The following is a 21,197-nucleotide window of genomic DNA, read 5'->3' on the forward strand; positions in this document are numbered from 1 at the left end:
TCACATCTCCTTGGACCCCTTCGCCGCCGCCGGGCGACGGTGGCTTCAACAAAGGAGATGCACATGCGTCGTTTCGCCAGGCAGTGGTCGATGAACGTCCTCCTCGCCGTCTCCGCGGTGTCGGGTTCCGCGAGTGCCCAGGAGCCGGAGCTCGCGTTCGGGTCGCAGCCCCGGTGCGAGCCGGGGGGCAGCCTCTTCGCGCCGGGGGAGATTTCGCTGGAGGAGCGCTCGGAGTACCGGCTCGCGCTCTCCCCGGATGGGAAGACGGCGTACTACCACGTCGACTCGGACACGCCGCCGTACCAGGCCATCCACGTGACGCGCCTGAAGAACGGCCACTGGGGGCCCGGGGAGGTGGTGTCGTTCTCGGGCACGTACCGGGACTCGGATCCGTTCCTCTCTCCGGATGGGCAGTCCCTCTTCTTCTCCTCCACCCGCCCCGTGAGCGGAGGCGCCGAGCGCCCGGACACCGACCTCTGGGTCGTGCACCGCGTCCGCGACGGCTGGGGAACGCCCGAGCACCTGGGTCCGCTCGTGAACTCACCGAGGGAGGAGCTGTACCCCAGCGTGACGCGCGACGGGACGGTCTACTTCGCGAGCGGCACGTTCGACACGGACTTCGAGCTGTATCGCGTCCGGCGCCAGGGCGCTCACTACACCGCGCCGGAGAACCTGGGCCCCGCGGTGAACACCGCTGACACGTGGGAATACAACCCCTGGGTGTCCCCGGACGGACGGGTGCTCGTCTTCGCCTCGCTCAACCGCCCCGGGGGCTACGGGCTGGGGGACCTGTACGTGAGCTTCAACGTCGCGGGCACGTGGACGCCCGCCGCCAACCTGGGGCCTGGCGTGAACACGGAGAAGGACGAGTTCCACCCCACGCTGAGCCGCGACCTGAGCCAGCTCTACTTCGTGCGGCAGACGTGGGACCCGTTCGTGCCCTCGGACTTCTACCACCTGGACACGCGCTGCCTCTGGCGCTGACGGCCCGCTGGACCGGGAGCCCGCCACCGTCGGACTTCGAGAATGGATTGTCGCGGGCAATGAGAAAAAGCGCGCTCCATTGCCCCGGCAATCCCATAGGGCGTGCAGGACTGTTCGCCAGACTGCCCCGCCGCCCGGCCAATGCGCGATGTCGAGCGGCGTTTGTCCATGCGAATCACGGCGTCGTCAATCCAGACGCTCCGGATCGCCCTGCCTGTGGGGCTCCGACGGAGGAGTTCGCATGAATGCCTTCATTCGACACCCCAAGGGCTGGGGTGCGCTCGCGCTTGCCCTGGCCGTGCTCGCCTCGGTGCCGCTGCTCGCCGCGGGCCCTTCATCCACCACACCGCCAGCCGTGGCGTCCGCCCATGAGCCTCCCGCGGGCCAACGCAGCGCGGTCTGGCTGGTGCTCCGGAGCAAGGCGGACCTGAGCGCGGCCCACGGCATCAAGGACTGGGCCGCCCGGGGCCGCTTCGTCACCCAGCAATTGCAGACAGTGGCCCAGAACAGCCAGACGAACCTGCGCAACGAGCTGACCCGCCGCGGACTGAAGTACCAGTCCGCCTGGATCATCAACGCCATCCGGGTGGACGCGGACGCCACCACCACCAAGGAGCTGGCCCGGCACCCCGACGTCGAGCGGGTGATGCGGGACGTGCGGTTCCAGATTCCCAAACCCATCACCGGCCCCACGGTCCACCCCAGCGCGATCGAGTGGAACATCGCCAGGGTCCGGGCCCCGGAGGTCTGGGCGTCCCTGGGGACCCGCGGCGAGGGCATCACCGTGGGCAGCATCGACACCGGCGCCCAGTTCGACCACCCCGCGCTGGCCCGCCAGTACCGGGGACTTCAGCCGGACGGCACCGTGGACCACAACTACAACTGGTTCGATCCGTCCCAGGTGTGCGGCAGCCCGTCGCTGGTGCCTTGTGACAACGTGGGGCACGGCACGCACACGATGGGCACCATGGTGGGTGACGACGGCAACCCGGGGCAAAACCAGATTGGCGTGGCGCCGGGCGTCCGGTGGATGACCGCGAAGGGCTGTGAGGATCTGGGCTGCTCGACGTCGGCGTTGCTGGCCGCCGGGCAGTGGATGCTGGCGCCCACGGACCTGGCCGGCAACAACCCGCGCCCGGAGCTGCGGCCCCAGGTCATCAACAACTCCTGGGGAGACGGTCCCACGGATCCCGTCTTCCAGCCCATCGTGCAGGCCTGGATCGCCTCCGGCATCTTTCCCGTCTTCTCCAATGGCAATGATGGCGAGTCGGGCTGCGGCACCTCGGAGATCCCCGGCGCCTATCCGGAGTCCTACAGCGTGGGCGCGTTCGACATCAATGACGTCATCGCGACGTTCTCCAGCCGTGGGCCCTCCTCGTTCGGCGGCACCAAGCCGGACGTCGCGGCGCCGGGCGTGAGCGTGCGCAGCAGCGTGCCAGGGGGCGGTTATGAGTCCTGGAGCGGCACCTCCATGGCCGCGCCCCACGTCGCCGCCACGGTCGCCCTGATGTGGTCGGCGGCCCCCTCGCTGATGGGAGACGTGGCCGCCACCCGCTCGCTGCTCGACGCGTCCGCGGTGGACCGGGAAGACCTCAGTTGCGGCGGGACGCCCGGCGACAACAACGTCTGGGGCGAAGGAACCCTGGATGCCTTCCGCGCCGTCGAGCTCTCTCCGCGTGGACCGACGGGGCTGCTCTCGGGCGTCGTCACCGCCCCGGAGACGGGCGCCGCGCTCCCAGGGGGCCGCATCGACGTGACGGGGACGAGCGAGAGGACGACGATCACGGATGAGGTGGGGCGCTACTCCCTGGTGCTCCCCGTGGGGACCTACACGGTGTCCGCCGCGCTGTTCGGCCGTGCGACGGTCACCGTGGCAGGGGTCGTGGTCACCGAGGGCGGCACCGTCACCCAGGACTTCTCCCTGGCCCAGGTGCCCTCGCACGCCGTCGCGGGCCTCGTCACGGACCCGGCGGGGACCCCAGTGGTCGGCGCCACGGTCACCGTGCTGGAGACGCCGCTGCCGCCCGCCATCACCGGCGCGGATGGCCGCTACCGGTTCGAGCAGGTGCCGGAGGGCACGTATGACATCCGCGTGGAGGCGGGCGGGTGCTTCGAGCCGCTGACGCGCACGGTGACCGTGGACGGCGACGAGACGGTGGACTTCGCGCTGAGCGGCCGGACGGACGCGTTCGGCTACTTCTGCCGTCTCCAGGGCCCCAGCTATGTCGACGCCACCACGGTCATCCCGCTGTCGGGGGACGACGCCTCCCTGGAACTGCCGCTTCCCTTCCCGTTCACCTTCTATGGAGAGACGTACGAGCGCGTCTTCGTCTCGACCAACGGCGTGCTGAACTTCCTCGAGCACAACGCGTACTACAGCAACACCCCGCTGCCGGACGTCGCGCCTCCCAACGCGGCCATCTATCCGTTCTGGGATGACCTCTACGTGGACTCGGAGGCCAGCGTCCGGACCCTCACGCGGGGCGTGGCGCCCAACCGGCAGTTCGTCATCGAGTGGCGCAACGTCGCCTTCCTCCAGGACCAGACCTCGCGCGTGAGCTTCGAGGTCGTGCTCTCCGAGACCGGGGAGGTGCTCCTGCAGTACCGGGACATCGGCGACAGCTCGCTGGAGCGGGGGGATTCCGCGACGGTGGGCATCGAGAACGCGTCCGGCACCGTCGCGCTCATGACGTCGTTCAACACGCCCGCCGTGAGCGCGGAGCGCGCCATCCTCTTCGACCTGCCGCCCAGCGGCATCGTCCAGGGCGTGGTGACGAACGCGAATGACGGGCTGCCTGTCGCCGACGCCACCGTGCGCGCCCTGGTGGGGGGCAGCGTCTTCCGGAGCACCACGACGAACGCGCAGGGCCGCTACCACATGCAGTTGCCGCTCGGGACGTATGGGCTCGTGGTGTCCGCGGTCAACTATGAGACGAAGTCGGGAGGCGTCAGGCTGTCGGTGGATGACGAGGTCGTGACCCGCGACTGGACGTTGCGCACCGCCCGCGCCGTGGTCTCGCCCTCGGTGCTGGAGCTCATCGTCCCGCAGGGGCAGCGGCGGGTCCGCACGCTGACGCTGAGCAACACCGGCTCGGCCCCGCTGCGGTGGGAGCTGGCCGAGGGGGGAGGCCAGCAGATGCGGCCCACGCCGCTGCACGCGAGGGCCCGCGACGCGAAGGCCGAACCGAACGGCCACACCGCGCGGCGGATGATGGGCCTCTCCGCCACGCCTGGCTGGGCCGCGAGCCTCGCCGGGGACGTGCTGAGGAGCTGGCCCGCCACGGGGCTCGACGTGCCCTGGGGCGTGGGCTACACGGGGAATGTCTGGGTTTCAGACGCGGCCCAGCGCTTCAACCACGAGTTCACCGTGGCGGGTGCGGCCACGGGGCGGGCCTGGGCGGCGCCCTGGTCGGGCGAGTGGCCCGCGGACATGGCCTACGACGCAGGCCGGGGGCTGATGTGCCAGGTGGCCGTGGGCGGGGACAATGGCATCCACTGCTGGAACCCGCTCACGGGTGAGGAGGTGGACTCCATCACGGGCCCGTTCGCGTGGACGGGCACCTCCCAGCGGGGGTTGGCCTACCGCCCGGATGACGACACCTTCTACGTGGGCGGCTGGAACGAAGGCATCATCTACCACGTCCAGGGCCTCTCCCATCCGGACCGGGGCGCGGTGATTGGTCAGTGCAGCCCTCCTGACGGCGCCATCTCCGGTCTGGCCTGGAACGGTTCGTTCGGCGTGCTCTGGGCGGCGACCAACAGCCCCACGGACACGCTCTACGAGCTCAACCCCGCCACCTGCACCGTGCTGAACACGCTGGCGCACCCGAGCCCGGGCTACAGCGGCGCCGGTCTGGAGATGGATGAGAACGGCAACCTGTGGACGTTGGCCCAGAGCAACCGGCAGGTGTATCTGCTCGAGAGCGGCGTGCCGACGTTCACGGACGTGCCCTGGCTTTCGGAGCGGCCGCGGCGGGGCACCCTGGCCCCCGGGCAGAGCCAGGAGGTCACGGTCACGGTCGACACGACCGGGCTGGCGCCGGGCGTCTACCAGGCCACGGTGTTCATCCGGAGCAACAGCGGGCGGCAGCCGCTGCTGCAGACCCGTGTCAGCCTCATCGTCCCGGCCTACCAGCAGGCGGTGAACTCGGGCGGCGCTAGGTATGTCGACCGCATCGGGGACACGTGGGCCGCGGACCAGCGCTACAGCCAGGGCGGCTGGGGGTACCTGGAGCCTTCGGATCGGGTCGCGACGAACCGGCCCATCGCCGGAACGGTGGAGGATCCGCTCTACCAGCGGGGGCGGCGGGGCTTCGTCGAGTACCGCTTCGACAACCTCCCCGAGGGTGTCTACCAGTTGGAGCTGCGCTTCGCGGAGATCCAGGACCAGCCGCGCCTGAAGCGGGTCTACGACGTGGTGGCGGAGACCCAGTTGGTGCTGCCGGCGCATGACATCGCCAACGAGGTGGGGCAACTAACGGCGGATGATCACAGCTTCTTCCTCACCGTCACCGAAGGCCAGCTCAACCTCCGGCTGATCCCGCGTGAGGGCTACGGGGTGCCGCTCATCAATGCCATCCGGGTGACGCAGCGCCCGGATCGCTAGGCACCCGGCTTCGTGACTTCCCGTGCCGTGGCACGGCAGGCATTCTCCCGACCGGCCGGACCCGGGTGACCGGGTCCGGCCCCAACGAAAGAGACATGCATGCTCACGGAGCAGGTCCGCAAGGCACGACAGAAGCTGGTGCTGGCCCATTTCCACGACGAGGTGAAGCAGGACTGGGACGCGGTCCTGTCGACCTTCCCGCATCCGCATTACGAGCTCATCCCCACCCTGACGGTGCATGACGGCAGCAGCGCGGTGCGCGACTACTACCGCGACACCCGCGTGGCGTTTCCGGATCAGCACCACGAGATCATCTCGCTGCGGCACAGCGATGACGCCGTCATCGTGGAGTTCTGGCTCATGGGCACCCACCGGGGGCCGCTGGGGCGGATTCCCGCCACGGGCAACACGTTCCGGGTGCGCATGTCGGCGTACTTCATCTTCGACGCGACGGAGACGCTGGTGTGCGAGCGCGTCTACTTCGACACGCTCAGCATCCTCAAACAGCTCGTCGGCGGGCTCGACATGAAGAACCCGAGGAACTGGCTGCTCGCCGCGCGGTGCCTCAAGGGGCTGCTGGCGATGTCTGGCGACAAGCCCGTGCCCATCCTCACCCAGACGACCCCGCCCGTCTTCACCGACTGACGCAGGCCGTCGCCAGCCGCTTCGTGGGGGTCGCCCTCGTGGTGTCATCCGCGGACGGACGCTTGCGCCTCCCGGCCCATTTGCCCGAGCGCGCGCCGTTTCCAGGTTCCGGTGCATGGCGGACCTGTACGCGGTGCTTGGCGTGGCGATGACAGCGGACGCACACGACATCCGGTGCGCCTACCTGCGGCAGGTGCGGCGTTACCACCCGGACAGCGACCCGCGGCCGGAGTCCACGGAACACTTCCTCCGGATCCAGGCCGCCTACGACGAGCTGGGCGACGCGGCGAGGCGCCAGCGCTACGACGCCAGGAAGCGCGCGGAGGCCTCTCCGGCCCCGGCGCCCAGGTGCGAGCTGAACATCCCCCGGGGCCGCATGAGCGTGAAGGTGCGAATGCACTGATTGCCCTTGGGACTACAGCCCCGTGCTCTTGAGCAGCACGGATGCGTTCTCGCTGGGGAAGTACCCGGGCGAGAAGACGTTCGCGTCCGTGACGAAGGCCCGGTCGCCCAGGATGGCCAGCTTCGGTCCGGTGGTGGAGCGGATGAACCGCGGCACCGCCAGTTGCGTCTCCGGCCAGCGCACCATGCCGTCCGTTCCGAAGGACGTGTCCAGGTCCCCGTTGGCCAGCAGCCGGAAGAGCACGGGCTTCGCGTACACGTCCGCGAAGACGAGGATCTTCCCATCCGCCTGGATGCGAAGCCCGCTGACGTCCACCACGTCGAGCACGCCCGCGGGCGCGGTGAGCTCCCGCACGCCCGCGGGGCCGAAGGTGACGTCCGGCTTGCCATCCGCCGTGTACGCCACGAGCTTGAGCACGCCGTGCGCTTCACCGCCAACCTTCACGTCCTGCCGTTCACCCGCGAGCAGCAGGCCGCCGTTGGGGCGCGCCACCAGGGCGTGGGCCTGGCCGCCCTCGCTCTTCGCGATGCCGGACGTCCCGAAGCTCAGGTCCTGGCTGCCGCTGGAGGTGATGCGCACGGCCGCGAAGTGGTCGCCCCCGGCCAGGACGACGTTGGAGCCCTGGAGCACCATGCCCTGCACGGCTTCGGCATCCGTGTACGCGCCGCCAATCCAGCTACCGGACGGGCTGCCCGCGGATTTGAACGTCGTGTCGAGCGAGCCGTCCGCGTTGTAGCGGATCAGCGCGAAGTCCTCGTCCAGCCCGTCGGACTTGGTCAGGAAGCCGCCGACGTAGAAGCGGCCGTCCGGCAGGGGCAGGATGCCGCGGACGGTGCCCACGAAGTTGACCGAGCCCTCCTCGCCGAAGTGCAGCCGGGACTTGCCCGTCTTGTTGAAGCCGGTGTCCAACTGGCCGTTGGGCTGGAGCTTCACCACCGCGAAGTCGCGCGAGTCCGTCTTGCTGCCGCCCCGGGCGAAGCCCGCGACCAGGATGCTGCCGTCCGCGAGCACCGCCACCGTGTCCGCGCGGTCGTCCTGCTCCCGCTGCCCGGAGATGGGGCCCTTGGCCGGGCCTTCGAAGTCGAGCACCACGGAGCCCTGCGTTCCGAACGACGTGTCCACCTCGCCCGACGCGGTGTAGCGCCGCACGAGCAGGTCCACGCCCGTGGTCGCCAGGTTCGCCTCGGTGGAGCCCACCACGATGAGTCCGCCATTGGCCACCGCCAGCGCCCGGCCCTCCTCCGCGGGCAGCTTCGTGCCGGCATCCGGGGGCGTCCCCGCGTCCGGCTGCGTCCCTCCGTCCGGGGACGGGGTGTCGTCGTCACCTCCGCAGGCCCCGCCCCGGACCTGCTTCACGCGTAGTCCGACCTCAGTTGTTGTTTCAGCGTGTCATCCAGATTGGGCTGCGCCGACACGAGCTCCCAGTAGTCCGGCCCGCCCACGGTGGGCGCGTCGAGCACGATCCGTCCGGCCAACCGGTCCAGGTCGGAGACGAACGTGGAGGCTTCGGGGCCGGCGGCGAAGACGTCCTGCGGCTCATTGTCGAGCACGAGCTCGAAGGGCCTGGGGGCACCGGGGCGCAGTTGCTGGCGCTCCTCACGCTCCATCCGCCGCCGGAAGTCAGGCAGGTCCGCCATGGCCTCTTCCAGGAGGTCGCGCGCCGCTTCGAAGCCCAGGTCGTTGAGGGGGGAGTCGCCCGTCCACAGGGAGAAGGCCTTCTCGACGCCGTCGAGGGTCCAGGGCTCGGCGGGATGGCCCGGGTCGAAGGCGAGCGGCTCCATCAGCGCGCGGTCTCCGAAGCGGGCAACGCCATCCACGATGACGAGGCGCACCGCCTTCTCCGTGGCGGAGATCAACGCGTCATAGGGGTCGCCGCCGGTGCCCGCGATGACCAGCAGGTCCGCGAGGGCGTTGGCCTGGAGCGTGCCCAACTGGGTCTGCCAGCCGGTGACGCGGGCGGCGTCCGCCGTCACCGAGCGCACCAGGGCCTTGGAGGACAGGGACACGCCCTGTCGCGCCGCTTCGTGGCGGGCGACCTTCAGCTCCTGGAGGAGGTTCTTGCTGCCGGTGGGGGACCAATCACAGCCCAGGGAGAACGTCACGCCCGCGCCGAGCAGGTCCGCGACGTTCAATGTCTGTCCATACAGCAGCAGGTTGCTGAAGGGAGACCACACGACCTTGGCGCCCATGGCGGCCATCCGGTCCAGGTCCGGGCGCTGTAAACCCAGACTGTGGATGCCAATCAGTGAAGGCTGGACGAGGTCGTGAACGGCGAGTTCGACGTAGCAGCGGTGGGCGTAGTCATCCACGCCTTCGCCCAGGTGGTAGAAGTACGCGGCGCGGGACTTCAGGGCGTCGCGGAAGGATTCGATGTCCTCGGCGTTGTCGTGCAGGTCCATCACGCGGGTGCTGCCCGCGGGCAGTTGGGCGTCGCGAGGCTCCTCCACGTTGCGCATGGCGCCCCGGAAGAGGGCTTCTCCGCCGGACACGCGGGTCCGGATGCCCTGGCCGGTGGTCGTGCCCGCCAGCAGCGCCTTGGCTTCGATGTAGCGGACGACGGCGCGCGCCGAAGGGGCATGGCCCGCGAGCGTGCGGATCGGCAGGGAGATGCGCGTGGCGTAGTCCGCGTGGCGCGGCCACTGGGTGCGATTGAGGTAGCGCTTCGGCACCTGCCACAGCGTCAGCACGTCGTAGACGAAGTGGTTGTGCAGGTCGATGAGCCCCGGATACAGCGTCCCACCAGTGTCGATTCTGGGGGCTTTCCGGAAGGCCTCGGGGAGCGGGCCGCCCGAAGGCTCGACCGCGACGATGTGGTTGCCTTGGACGAGGACGCGCCCCCGTTCCAGCACCTCGTCCCGGGAGTCGAGCGTCACCACCCGGCCTTCCAGCACGTAGCGGGGGATGCCCTCGGTGGGCTCGGATGCTCCTGTGTTCATGGCTCGCCTCCCGTGGCGAAAGAACCTCAGGATTTGAAGTTAGGGATGGGCGGGGCAGGGTGGGGGAGGGAGGCGCCAAGGGCGTCGCCCCGCGCCCGCTTTGGCGGCCTCCGGTGTGGCTTGTCGTCCGCGAAGGTCCAGCCCCGGCCTTCCCGAATTGGAGGGCCGGGGGAATGTGTGGCGGGACCGCGCTCAGTTGTCCTGGAAGGTATTCATCGAGGGGCAGTAGGTCGCGTACCCATGGCCGGAGACGGTGCCATTGTTCTCGTAGGTGATGTTCACGTCGAAGGCCAAGAAGTGCTTCGCGGGAGGTGTTCCGGCCTTGACGCAACTGGGGCAGAGCGAGGCCGCCACGGGCGTGAAGGTGAGATTCGTGCTGCTGACGATCCAGAAATAGTCATCCGGAATCAGCGTGCCACCGAAGTCGAACAGCACCGAGGTCGGCCCACCCGCCGTGGAGCCCGTCTCCGGAGTTGTGTCCACCGGGACCTTCACCGATTCGAAAGTGACGATCTGCGGCGGGGTGGGTGCGCTCTCAGTCGGGCATTCATCGGTCGTGCCGTTGCTGAGCTCGATCCACAGCGCCCACGGGTCTCCGGCGTTCTCCGGCTCCGCGTAGCCGAAGTAGGCGTGGTTCAGGACCACCTGGTTCCCGTACATCTGGGCCGTGGCGGCGGTGATTTGGCACGTACCCTCGCAGGTGGTGAAGGGATCAGTGCCTGCATCAGGCTCGGTGCCCGCATCGGGAGTGGTGCCCGCGTCCGGCTCGGTGCCTGCATCAGGCTCGGTGCCCGCATCGGGAGTGGTGCCCGCGTCCACTTCGGTGCCCGCATCGGAGGTGGTGCCTGCGTCCACTTCGGTGCCCGCGTCCACTTCGGTGCCCGCGTCCACTTCGGTGCCAGCGTCCACTTCGGTGCCAGCGTCGGACTCCGTGCCCGCATCGGACTCCGTGCCCGCGTCCACGTCGGTGCCAGCGTCGGACTCCGTGCCCGCGTCCACTTCGGTGCCCGCATCGGACTCAGTGCCCGCATCGGACTCGGTGCCCGCATCAGACTCCGTGCCCGCGTCCACTTCGGTTCCGGCGTCGAACTCGGTACCTGACAGCGGAGCCTGAATGAGGTGAGCAGACTGGGGTGTTGGAGAGGTGAGGAGGGAACACCATGTCCAACGGCCATTCGCTCGACCTGAGAGAGCGCGTTATTGGGGCCTGGCAACAGGGCGAGGGCAAGAGCGCCATCGCCCAGCGCTTCATGCTGGGGTACGCGACGGTGCGCCGATACATCGCTCGGTTCGAGGCGAGCGGAAGCTGCCGGCCCCGTCCGCATGGAGGCGGGGCTCGGCGCAAGGTGGATGCCGAGGGAGAAGCGCTACTACGGCGGTTGGTGGGGGAGCGTCCCGATGCGACCGACGAAGAGTTGGCGCGGCTGTATACCCAGCATGCGCAGTGCGCCGTGGGCCACGCGACCGTGAATCGAGTGCTGCACCGCATGGGGCTGACGCGTAAAAAAAGTCACTCCATGCCGTGGAGAGCGACAGCCCGGCCGTAGAGGCACTGCGATGGCAGTACGCGTGGGCCCTGCGGCGTGTGCCTGCCGAAGCGCTTGTCGTGGTGGACGAGACGGGCTGCCGCACGGACATGACCCGCACGCATGGGCGCGCACCTCGTGGGGAGCGGTTGAGGGGCGAAGCCGTCCCTCGCAACCGGGGCTGCGTCACGACGGTTATCGGCGCCCTGACACTTCAAGGCATCACTGCTCACCTGGAGGTGGAGGGGGGCACCACCTTGGAAGTCTGGGGCCGCTTCGTCTTGGAGCATCTGGTGCCTGTCCTCGAACCAGGCCAGGTCGTCGTCTGGGACAACCTGGCTGTGCACCACTGCCGCGCACTCATCGACGTCATTGAGGCGCGTGGCGCCCGAGTCCTCTTCTTGCCGCCCTACAGCCCGGACTTCAGCCCTATCGAGCCAGCATGGAGCAAGCTCAAGGCGCTTTTGCGCAAGTGGAAGCTGCGCACGCGTCAGTCTCTGGGCTGGGGCCTCCGACTGGCTCTGGCTGCACTCACGCCCAGGGACGCCGCAGGCTGGTTCTCTCACTGCGGCTACCCAGTTGCTCAGCCCCACTGAGCTACGCTGTGAGTCGGGCGGGAGACCTGCGTCGGGCCGGGTGCCCGCATCCGGCGGGGTATCGCCGTCATCGGAGCCACAAGCGGAGAGGGTGGGCACGACCGCGAGGGAGAAAATCAACAAGGAGAGAATCGAGCGTCGCAGGGTCATGCCGCGGATTGTCACGGGTTCCCTGTCGAGAAGCGAGGGGGCTTGTCCCTCTGCGTCATCACATCCTGGCGACAAGCCCGAATCGTCCCCCACCCGTGCTCCTCATTCGGGGGCGCGTCCGGCTGAAACCGTTTTCGCTCCCCATGTGCGCCCACTATCCTGTGTGGCCGAGAAGCCCGGCGTCGTGGCTGACCGTGAGCCCCCCGCCGGCCGCATGCTGCCTACCCAGGAGATGACATGTCGCGCGAGTACCCCCAGGAGCAGTTGCTGGCGTTCGTCCAGGCCATGGCCAACGTGGCGGCGAGCGACGGCCGTGTCACCGAGGAGGAGCGCCAGCAACTCGACGAGGTGGTGCTGAACATCGGCCTGTCGCCCCGCGACCCGCAGGTCGCCGCGCTCATCGAGGCGGAGTTCCAGAAGCCCGGCCGGCTCTCCGAAATCATCGGCAAGATTGAAATCCGAGAGCTGCGCGCCTCCCTGTTGCGCATGCTCGTCGAAGTGGCCTGCGCCGACGGAGAGCTCGCGGCCGAGGAGCGCGCGTCGGTGAAGGAGGCCGCCACCACCTTCGGTTACGCCGCCGCGGTCGCCGACGAGCTCATCGACTGGACGCTCGATTCCATCAAGCTCGATCAGCGCGAGCGCGACATCATGGCGAAGCTGCTCTGAGAGCGGCACCGGGCTTCAGTGACGGCTGTATCCACCGACGTCCACTGTCTCACCGTTGTCCGCCACCACGCGCAGCCGGCTGAAGCCCCAGACGTCGTCGGTACGGACGGCCTTCACCTCCAGCCGGCCGTCCTGTCTGCTGCCGGAGAGGTTGATGGTCAGGTTCGCCTGGCCATCCTTGTTCATCAGGTTGAACGAGCCGCTGAAGAAACTGCTCGCGCTGATGGGCGCCCCCAGAAGCCTGACCACCCCGGGATGGTTCTCCACCCGGGAGATGGCCTCGGAGTAGGGGAGCTCGGACCGGATGCCCAGGCACATCAGGCCTCCGCTTCCGCAACACAGCAGCGGCAGGCCCAGCAGTCCCCCCAGCACCCACTTCGTGGTGGACGACATTCCCTGTTCCTGGCGGCGCCGGGGCATGCGGTCTGTCCTTTCCGATGTGCGATGTTCGTGGGACGCCTCCTAAGCCTTTCACAGACACGCCGAAAGCCGTGCAAGCCCATTCAAGGAGAAGCCCATGTCGTCAACCCAGCATCAGCCCATCGCCGCGCCGGGTCTGCCCAAGCCCGCGGGCCCGTACTCTCCCGGCATGCGGTTGGACCGGCTGCTCTTCATCTCCGGACAGGCGGCCAGGGACCCCGCGACCGGCGTACAGGCCGAGGGAATCGAAGCGCAGACAGAGCAGGTGCTGCGCAACCTGGAGCGCATCCTGGTGGCCGGTGGCTCCAGCCTCCAGCACGTCCTGCGCTGCGGCGTCTTCCTGGTGGACATGCAGGAGTTCGCGCGGATGAACGCCGTCTACGAGCGCGTCTTCGCCGGGCACCGGCCCGCGCGGACCACCGTGCAGGTGTCCGCGCTTCCAGACGCCGGCCTGCGCGTGGAGATTGATTGCATCGCCTACGTGCCTTGATTCGCCAGACACGAACGTTCGGCCACTCGGCCCGGCATGTGCTCAAGCGCCCCGCGACGCGATGAGCGCGAGGTTGCGCGGCGACAGGCGCGGATCGAAGAGCTGGAGGAGTTCGACCTGGAAACCCAGCTCCTCCAGGAGGAGCGCGCGATCGAGCAGGAGCACGACCTCCAGTGCCCGCGCGAAGCGGTCCCTCAGCAGGTGGCAGAGCAGCAGGTCGCGCGTCTCGGCGCGAACGGACACCTCGAAGGCATCCAGCTCGGCGTCCGTCATGTTCGCATCGAGCCCCAGGCGCTCCAGGCGGTCGCGCGCGTAGCCGGCGAAGGGGCCGTCGTAGAGCGTCCGGGGCGCGTCTCCTGCCCGCACGAAGCCGCGCTCGGGAAAGCGTTGCCTCGACAGGAGATCGAACGCGAAGCGCCACGCATACACCCGCTTCATCCGCGCGAACTCCTCCTCGCTCTTGTGATGCCGTCCCCGCGTCGTCAGCGCCAGGGCATGCGGGGTGAAGGGCAGCGGATGCGCGCCGCCGAAGCGGGAGACGGGGAAGTCTCGCGGGGCCTCCAGCTTGTCGTAGCAGCAGCCGATGTTCAGGACGAAGCCCGCCCCCTGGCTCTTGCGGAGCTGCGTGAGGGCGAGCGGCCCACAGGTGTGCAGCCCGATGGAGGCCCGGTCCCGGCCGGAGAAGAGCGGATCGATTCGGGGTTGGAGCCCGTCCTCGACGGAGGCCTGGATGAAGTTCAGGGTGTCCCCACCCTGGGGGCGCGTCTTCGCCAGCCACCGCTGGCCCTTGTCCTGCAGCGCGGCGTCCCGGTCGATGCTGTGGAAGGTCCACCCGAACGTCCGCGCGCAGAGGCGGGCGAGATGTCCCATGCCGCCGCCGATATCGACCGCCTGGTGGATGAAGCCCGTCCTGGGCGCGAGCAGGGCGAGCACCCGCTCGAGCTCATGGGCCTTCTTGGCGCTGAGTCCCTGCGTCTCCGTGACCGTCAGCGGGTGAAGGCCCTCATGCCAGGGCAGCGCCGTCAGCTCCTGGAGCGTGCCCATGAGCGCGGACAGGGACGGAGGCGGGGCGCCCACGAGCTCCCCGTGGTCCAGCCGCCGCTCGCCCGCTTCATCGAGCGACCGGGCATGGGCCAGCCAGTCCCCGGGATATGCGGCACCGGATTCAGGCCAGCCCTGGAGGATGGAGCGGGACCAGAGCGGGGCCCAGGGCCGCAGTTCGTGCGTGAGCGCCGCGAGCCGCGCCTGGAAGTCCATGGCCGCGCATCCTATGCGCCGCCGTTCCGCCGGTGGGTGGGAGGACGGCGGCGGGAGACGAGCAGGGCCAGGACGGCCAGCAGGGTCACCGAGGAGGCCGCACCGCCCTGCCCGGAGGCGCAACCGCAGCCGGTGGACTGGGGTGGGAGGCGCGGGAGCTGTTCCTGGACGGAGAGGTCGAGGACGAGCTCCGTGCTGCCCGCGTCGTCATCCATCACGACGATGCGCACCGGGAAGTGGCCTCCGGTCCGGGCCTCGGTCGTCCACGTATAGAGGCCCTCGGGCGTCACGGTGCCCGGGCCCTCCACGAGACTCCAGGTCAGCGGATCCCGATCGCCCGCGGCGTCCGTGGCCTTCAACTGGAGTGACACGACGTCTCCCCCACGCAGCGTCTGGGCGGGCACGGGCACGGGGACCGGGGGCAGGTTGGCCACCTGCACCTCGCGCACCTCCTGCGAGAAGGCGCCCGCGTCGTCCGTCACGGTGACCTTCACGGTGTAGAGGCCGCTGTCGGCGTACGTGTGGACGGCCTCGGGCCCGGAGGCCGGCGCGCTTCCGTCTCCGAAGTCCCACATGAAGGTGAGGGCGTCCCACTCGCCGCTGTCGCTGGCCCGGGCGCGGAAGGTGAGCGCCTCGCCCTCGTCGGTCCGGGCAGGGGCCTCCACCGGCACCAGCACCGGAGCCGCGTTCCTCACCTCCAGCACCCAGGACCTCCGCACGGTGTCGATGCCGTCCGTCACGGTGAGCACCGCTTCGTAGGTGCCCTCGTTGGCGTAGGCGTGGCTGGGGCTGGCCTCCTCGGAGGTGGCGCCGTCGCCGAAGTCCCACGTGAAGGTGAGGGCGTCGCCATTGGCGTCCGCGGCGGTGGTCTGGAAGTGGAGCGCCTCACCCTCGAAGGGCTGCTGCGTCTGGAGGGCGACGGCCACCACGGGCGCGCTGTTTCCCACGCGCAACGTCACCGTGGCCGGCGCCGAGGTGGCGAGTCCGTCCGAGGCGGTGAAGGTGAAGGTCGTGGTGCCACGGAAGCCCTCGGCCGGGGTGAAGGTCAGCTCGGGTGGGGTGCCCTCAAGCGTGCCGTGCTCGGGCGGTGTGTGGATGGCGAAGGTGATCGTGTCGCCATCCACGTCGGTGCCCGAGAGCGTCAGCGCGGTGGGTTCGGGCTCCACCTGAAGCAACTGGCCGAGCGCGAGGGGCGCGTCATTCACCGGGCGCACGGTCAGGGACACAGAGGCGGTGGACGTGGACTCGCCGTCGGACACGGTGAAGGTGAAGCCGTCCTCACCGTGGAAGTCCGCGTGGGGCGTGTACGTCACGTCCGGCGGCGTGCCGGTCAGGGTGCCGTGCTGGGGCTGGGTGGCCACCGCGAAGCGGAGCGTCTGTCCATCCGCGTCCGTGCCGGTCAGCGTGAGGGACAAGGCGGTGTCCTCGTCCGTCTCGCGCGACTGAGCCGTCGCCACGGGGGCATCGCTCGCCGGCCGCACCGTCAGCGACACCGTGGCCGGTTGCGACGTGGCCCCCGCGCCATCGCGGATGACGAACGTGAAGCCGTCCTCTCCGTGGAAGTCGGCAGCGGGTGTGTATGTCACCTCCGGCGGCGTGCCGCTGAGCGTGCCATGGCCGGGAGGAACGGTGATGAGGAAGGTGAGCGGGTTGCCCTCCACGTCCGAGCCATGCAGCACCAGGTCCAGCCCCGTGTCCTCGTCCACCGAGGCGCTCTGCGCGAACGCCACCGGTGCGTCATTCACAGGCGACACAGCGAGGGTCACCGTGGCCGGCGCGGACTCGGCGCCGGACTCATCCGAGACGGTGAACGTGAAGCGGTCTTCCCCATGGAAGTCGCCCGCGGGCGTGTACCGCAGGTCCGGAGGCGTTCCTGTCAGCACGCCGTGGAGCGGCTGTGTCCGCACGGTGAAGTCAACCGCTTCGCCGTCCACGTCCTGGCCCTCGAGCACGAAGTCCGTCCACCCGTCCTCCACCACGGGGACTGTCTTTGATGGGGCCACGGGAGCGTCGTTCACCGGTGACACCGTCACCGACACCCGCGCGGGCTCGGAGCTGGAGCCCTCGGAGTCCGTCACCTGGAAGGTGAAGCCGTCCTCACCGTGGAAGTCCGCGTGAGGCGTGTACGTCACGTCCGGCGGCGTGCCGCTGAGCGTGCCATGCTCCGGCAACGTGGCCAGCGTGAAGGTGAGCGCATCGCCGTCCACGTCGGAGCCCGCGAGGGTGAAGGGGAGCGAGACGTCCTCCTCCGTCTCCACCGCCTGCGGCTGCGCGACGGGCGCGTCGTTTCCGGCCGTCACGGTGAGGTCCACGGTGGCGGGCGATGAGTCCACGCCCGACGTATCCCTCACGATGAAGGTGAAGCTGTCGCTCCCATGGAAGTTCGCGTTGGGCGTGTACGTGACCTGCGGAGGCGTGCCGCTCAGGGCACCATGCGCGGGCCCGGTGACGATGGCGTACGTCAACGCGTCGCCATCCGCATCGCTCCCCGCGAGCGTGAGCGGCCACGCCGTGTCCTCGCGCAGCGTGGCTGACTGCGCATGGGCCACGGGGGCCACGTTCACGGCCCTCACGGTGAGGCTCACGGTGGCGCTCGCAGGGAACCCCTGGTCGTCCTGCACCCGGAAGGTGAAGCTGTCCGGGCCGCGGTAGCCTGGAGCCGGCGTGTACCGCACGTTGGGCGCCGTGCCGCTCAAGGTGCCGTGGGCGGGAAGTTGGGGGATGGAGAAGGTCAGCGCGTCCCCATCCACGTCCGAACCTTCCAACACCAGGTCCACACTCGTGTCCTGGTCCAGCGAGGCGCTCTGCGCGTACGCCACGGGATGGTCATTCATGGGCGACAAGGTGATGGAGACCGGGGTTGGCTTGGACGTGGCTCCCGAGGCATCCGTCACGATGAACGTGAAGCCATCCGTGCCGTGGTAGTCCGCAACCGGCGTGTACTTCAGGTCCGGAGGTGTCCCCGTCAGCGTGCCGTGCTCGGGCGGAACCTGCACGCTGAAGGTGACGGCCTCGCCTTCCGGGTCGGACCCCTGAAGCTTGATGTCCAGCTCCTTGTCCTCGTCGCTGAAGATGCTGACCGGGTCTCCGGTGGGCGGGTCGTTCACCGGCGTGATGAACAGCGACACGGTGACGACCGCGGAGCTCTCACCTGAGCTGTCCGTCGCGCGGTAGGTGAAGCTGTCGGCGCCGTTGAAGTGGGTGGAAGGCGTGTACGTGAGGGCAGGCGGCGTTCCGGAGAGCGCGCCGTGCGACGGCGGCGTGACGATGGTGAAGGTGAGCGCATCTCCGTCCGCGTCCGTCACTGCCAGGGTGAGGGGGAGGGGCTCGTCCTCGGCGGTGGTCAGCGACTGGGCTTCAGCCACCGGCGCATGGTTGAGGTTGATGAGCCGTGCCTGGATGCGCTCGGCCAGGGAGGTGACCGCCGGATCGGTGCGCTGGTACAACAGCAGGAACCGGGACGGCGCATGCGAGGCGGCGGCGGGCCGCACTTCGTTCTGCGGCGACGCGGCGATGGCGAAGGGTGCTTCGATGAGCGCCCCCGTGCTGCCGGACACCTGCGCGCCGTGGATGTCCTGGTTGCTGGAGGTGGTCTGCTCCTCCCAGGCGACGAAGTAATTCACTCCATCCGAGGCCACGGTGGGGTTGCGCTGGGCGATGGACGTCGTGGCGATGGCCAGCCCGGACGGTTCCAGCACCGTGCCCGCGGCGGAGACGCGCGTGCCGTAGATGTCCTGCGAGGTGTTCCGCCCGTCCTGCCAGACGACGAACCAGTCACTCCCCGCGGAGGCCACCGCCGGTGCCACCTGTCTGCCCGAGGCCTTGCTGAGCACGAAGCCCCCCACCGGGTTCACCGTTCCCGTGCGGGACACGCGCGTGGCGTAGATGTCGTCGCTGTTGGTGACGTAGCTCCGGTAGTCCGTCCAGGCGACGAGGTACTCGGTGCCATTGAAGGCGATGTCGGGGGCCAACTGGGTGCCGGTGTTGCCCGAGGTGAGGTTCGTTCCGTAGGTCGGCGTGACGGTGCCCGATGCGGTCACCTTCGCGCCGAAGATGTCCCACGAGGCTGAGGAGAGGCTGCCCCGGCCGTCCTCCCAGACGACGTACCAGTCCGTGCCGTCGGAGGCCAACGCCGGCCTGAGCATGGCCCAGGATGACGTACCGATACTCCATGCCGAGCGGACCACGCCCGCCGTGGACACACGCACGCCGTAGAGGATTTCGTGGGTGGCGTCGTAGCGGTTGTCATCCCAGGCCACCATCCAGTCCGTGCCATTGGAGGCGACCGTCGGGTTGTCCTGCTCACCCCGCTCCGTGCACAGGGGGATGCCCGAGGGATCCAGGACCACGCCCTGGCTCGTCACCCGCACGCCGTAGATGTCCGACTCGCCCGCGCGGTTGTCCCGCCAGACGACGAGGTAGTCGGTGCCAGTGCGAGCCACCGCGGGGGTGTACTGATCATTGGGCGCGGTGCTCAGCAGGATGCTGGCCGTGTCCCGGACCACGTCCTGCGTCGTCACGCGCGCGCCATGCACGTCGTAGCCGCCGGCGTGGGCTTCGTACCAGACGACGAGCAGGTCTCCGCCGCTGGACGCCACCGCCGGCAGGTACTCCGCCCGACCCTGGGCGGACACCGCGACGGGCCCCCGGTAGGACGGCGTCCCGTCCCAGTCCACGCCCGAGCCATAGATATCCGGATAGCCGGAGCGGGCGTCCTCCCAGACGACGAACCAGCCATACCCTCGGGCCACGACGTCCGGATGGCTCTGGTTCCCGAGGAGCGACGTGAGGACCCGTCCATTCGGGGTGCCCACCGAGCCCGTGCTCGACACGACGGTGCCGTAGATGTCCCCTTCAAAAGAGGCGGCGCGCTGATCTCCCCAGACGACGAGCCACGCGCCGCTGTTGGCGGCGACGGCGGGGTGCAACTGGTCTCCGTCCATCTCGCAGAGGCTCAAGGGCGTCGTGTCCCGCAGCGTGCCCCCCGAGGAGACGCGCGCGCCACGGATGTCGAAGGCCCGCGTGCTGTTGTAGTCCTGCCAGACGACCAGGTAGTCCGTGCCGTTGAAGGCGACGTCCGGGGTGTTGGCGAAGCCCGTCGAAGGACTGATGCGCACCGGGCTTGCCAGCGGCTGCCCCGTGCTGGACAGGCGGGTGCCCCAGATGGCCGAAACCGAGCCGTTGCTCTCGTACCAGACCACGAAGTACTCCGAGCCCGACCAGGCAACGGCCGGCGCATACTGGTAGCCGGGGATCGCGGCGATGGGGATGCCGGAGGGATCCATCACCTGTCCTCCGAGTCCCACCCGCGCGCCATGAATGTCCCTCGAAAACTCCTCCCACACGACAAGCCACTCGCTCGCTCCCGCGGCGACGGACAGCCTGGAGGAGGCCTTGTCACCGCGGGGGAGGGTGATGCCGTTGACGTCCAGCACCTGCCCCGAACTGGAGACGCGCGTGCCGGTGACCTGCTTGGCCGTCGCGGAGTAGTCATGCCAGACGACAAGCCACGTCGAGCCATTGGCCGCCACCGCCGGGCCCGTCTGGTCTCCGACCTGCCGGCCAATGACAGGCGTGTCCATGCCGAACTCGGGGGAGATGCGCGGGTCGAGCACCGCCGGGTACGCGGAGGCGTCCAGCACTCCGGCCGGGACGCGAAGCTGGATGTGGCCCTCCACGAAGCGGGCCTCCACCGAAGTGCGCTGGCCGCGCCCATCCACCCAGGTGCCGTGGCCATAGCGGAAGCCCAGGCCCGTGCGGGCATCGGTGAAGTGAAGGCCCGTGCCGGTGGTGCCCTGGTAGGTGAGCCCCTTCACCGGAACCTCCACGACGAGGTCGCCCAGGCCGGAGGGCGCGTGCTCGAAGGTCCAGGACTGCTCCACGCCGTCCTCGGCGTTGCGCAGGTGCTCGGTGACGTCGCCGCGCGCGAGCACGAGGTGTCCGTCCTGCTCGACGCGCTCCCGGGCGGGGGGAGCGCCAATGTGCTTCGCGCCGCGCTTCAGGCCGGGCGTGCCCAGGGTGAGGGGCGCGCCCGTGAGCGGCGAGGCGGAGTCACCCGTCTTCGTCACCGCGCCGGGCACCGGGGCCGTGTCCGGCTTCCGGGGGTGGTGGTAGGGCGTGAGGGTGAGGCCCTCCGCGCCGGAGCGGGCCGTGTACGTGGAGTGGCCTCCGCTCCACGCCCCGTTCTCCGGGCGCCAGGCGAAGTGCACCTGGCGGATGACGGCGCCCACGTCGAAGGGAGCGCTCTCCAGCTCCGGGGCGCGGGACTCCGGGACGGCGCCCGGCGGGGCCACCGTCGCGGAGGGAGCCGGTGCATCGCGGGTGCAGGCCAGGGCAAGGGACAGCGCCAGCAGGCAGCCGATACGGAAGGACGCGGGGAGCGGTGGCGAGGCGGGAGCGCGCACGAGGCTTCTCGGGGAGCGAAGGCAGGGGTGGACCGCGGATTTCCGGAGGTGACGGAGCCGCGCCGTCCAGACAGACAACGGCGATGCCTCAAAGCCTTGAGGACCGCTCGCCGC

General features: G+C 69.5%; 14 protein-coding genes. 8 read left to right on the top strand and 6 right to left on the bottom strand.

The window, feature by feature from the left end:
- The first annotated feature begins 63 nt into the window (after positions 1-63).
- From K8612_RS08255 to K8612_RS08270, 4 genes are all read left to right on the top strand, one after another.
- Positions 64-984 carry a Xaa-Pro aminopeptidase gene (locus tag K8612_RS08255; RefSeq protein WP_223738741.1) on the top strand — a complete coding sequence of 307 codons (921 nt, stop codon included), beginning with the start codon at positions 64-66 and terminating at the stop codon, positions 982-984.
- A gap of 241 nt (positions 985-1,225) precedes the next feature.
- Positions 1,226-5,590, top strand: coding sequence for a S8 family serine peptidase (locus K8612_RS08260; RefSeq protein ID WP_223761886.1), 4,365 nt, complete (start codon positions 1,226-1,228; stop codon positions 5,588-5,590).
- A gap of 99 nt (positions 5,591-5,689) precedes the next feature.
- Positions 5,690-6,235, top strand: coding sequence for an ester cyclase (locus K8612_RS08265; RefSeq protein WP_223761887.1), 546 nt, complete (start codon positions 5,690-5,692; stop codon positions 6,233-6,235).
- A 115-nt stretch (positions 6,236-6,350) separates the two neighbouring features.
- Positions 6,351-6,638: a J domain-containing protein gene (locus K8612_RS08270; RefSeq protein ID WP_223761888.1), complete on the top strand. Its 288-nt coding sequence runs from the start codon at positions 6,351-6,353 to the stop codon at positions 6,636-6,638.
- A 12-nt stretch (positions 6,639-6,650) separates the two neighbouring features.
- Here K8612_RS08270 and K8612_RS08275 read toward each other — a convergent pair whose 3' ends face one another.
- From K8612_RS08275 to K8612_RS39185, 3 genes are all read right to left on the bottom strand, one after another.
- Positions 6,651-7,994, bottom strand: coding sequence for a hypothetical protein (locus K8612_RS08275; RefSeq protein WP_223761889.1), 1,344 nt, complete (start codon positions 7,992-7,994; stop codon positions 6,651-6,653).
- Positions 7,991-9,574 (bottom strand): amidohydrolase family protein, encoded by a 1,584-nt coding sequence (locus tag K8612_RS08280; protein WP_223761890.1) that lies wholly within the window; start codon positions 9,572-9,574, stop codon positions 7,991-7,993. The genes K8612_RS08275 and K8612_RS08280 overlap by 4 nt, the downstream gene beginning before the upstream one ends.
- 192 nt (positions 9,575-9,766) lie before the next feature.
- On the bottom strand, positions 9,767-10,645 hold the full coding sequence (locus tag K8612_RS39185; RefSeq protein ID WP_306799620.1) for a hypothetical protein: 879 nt from the start codon (positions 10,643-10,645) through the stop codon (positions 9,767-9,769).
- An 89-nt stretch (positions 10,646-10,734) separates the two neighbouring features.
- Here K8612_RS39185 and K8612_RS08290 point away from each other — a divergent pair, with 89 nt between their 5' ends.
- From K8612_RS08290 to K8612_RS08300, 3 genes are all read left to right on the top strand, one after another.
- Positions 10,735-11,121 carry a helix-turn-helix domain-containing protein gene (locus K8612_RS08290; protein WP_223761891.1) on the top strand — a complete coding sequence of 129 codons (387 nt, stop codon included), beginning with the start codon at positions 10,735-10,737 and terminating at the stop codon, positions 11,119-11,121.
- A 38-nt stretch (positions 11,122-11,159) separates the two neighbouring features.
- Positions 11,160-11,696, top strand: coding sequence for a transposase (locus tag K8612_RS08295; protein WP_370640044.1), 537 nt, complete (start codon positions 11,160-11,162; stop codon positions 11,694-11,696).
- 387 nt (positions 11,697-12,083) lie between these two features.
- Positions 12,084-12,512, top strand: a complete 429-nt coding sequence (locus K8612_RS08300; RefSeq protein ID WP_223761892.1) for a tellurite resistance TerB family protein — start codon at positions 12,084-12,086, stop codon at positions 12,510-12,512.
- A 15-nt stretch (positions 12,513-12,527) separates the two neighbouring features.
- On the opposite strand, the gene K8612_RS08305 is transcribed toward K8612_RS08300, so the two are convergent.
- Positions 12,528-12,905, bottom strand: a complete 378-nt coding sequence (locus K8612_RS08305) for a cytochrome c oxidase assembly factor Coa1 family protein (RefSeq protein ID WP_223761893.1) — start codon at positions 12,903-12,905, stop codon at positions 12,528-12,530.
- A 124-nt stretch (positions 12,906-13,029) separates the two neighbouring features.
- On the opposite strand from K8612_RS08305, the gene K8612_RS08310 reads away from it, so the two are divergent.
- Positions 13,030-13,422 (top strand): RidA family protein, encoded by a 393-nt coding sequence (locus K8612_RS08310; protein ID WP_223738749.1) that lies wholly within the window; start codon positions 13,030-13,032, stop codon positions 13,420-13,422.
- Positions 13,423-13,464: 42 nt separating this feature from the next.
- Here K8612_RS08310 and K8612_RS08315 read toward each other — a convergent pair whose 3' ends face one another.
- The gene (locus tag K8612_RS08315; protein WP_223761894.1) at positions 13,465-14,679 is read right to left on the bottom strand and encodes a methyltransferase; all 1,215 of its coding nucleotides are present in this window, start codon (positions 14,677-14,679) and stop codon (positions 13,465-13,467) included.
- Between the two features lie 11 nt (positions 14,680-14,690).
- Complete coding sequence (locus K8612_RS39190) at positions 14,691-21,083, bottom strand: Ig-like domain-containing protein (RefSeq protein ID WP_223761895.1); 6,393 nt, start codon at positions 21,081-21,083, stop codon at positions 14,691-14,693.
- Between the last annotated feature and the right edge of the window lie 114 nt (positions 21,084-21,197).

Source organism: Corallococcus sp. AS-1-6, assembly GCF_020037015.1.
Classification (GTDB): domain Bacteria; phylum Myxococcota; class Myxococcia; order Myxococcales; family Myxococcaceae; genus Corallococcus.